Below are 409 nucleotides of genomic sequence, written 5' to 3' on the forward strand. Positions count from 1 at the left end.
GCGAAGCGAAACAATTGTCGGGCGTGGCCGCTATCGAAATCGAAGTGATGAACGAATACCCGGCGCTTGAGACACACCCCAGCGTTGAAGCAGTGCGCATGCTGCATGCATTTGCCGAACCGGGCACACAGCACATCAAGGTCTCCTATGGCACTGAAGGCGGCCTGTTCGCCGGGCGGCTCAACGTGCCGGTGGTGGTTTGCGGGCCTGGCTCCATCGAGCAGGCACACAAGCCGGACGAGTTTATCGAGGAGAGCCAGATGAACGCGGGCGAGCGCTTTTTGCAAAGCCTGCTGGGTTCGTTGAAGCAGTAGAGGCTGCCGTCCGAGGGCAAATTTCAGCATCGGACGCTGCCGTTATCCTGCTTTCAGCATCCTGGACTGCGGCGCCTGCCTAGACTGGCAGGTAT

General features: G+C 59.7%; 1 protein-coding gene. It reads left to right on the forward strand.

Going from position 1 to position 409, the window contains the following annotated elements:
- A partial coding sequence (locus ALO43_RS18750) for a M20/M25/M40 family metallo-hydrolase (protein ID WP_157062340.1) occupies positions 1 to 314 on the forward strand: 314 nt, incomplete at its 5' end.
- Positions 315 to 409: the final 95 nt, after the last annotated feature.

The organism is Pseudomonas tremae (genome assembly GCF_001401155.1).
Taxonomy (GTDB): Bacteria; Pseudomonadota; Gammaproteobacteria; order Pseudomonadales; family Pseudomonadaceae; genus Aquipseudomonas; species Aquipseudomonas tremae.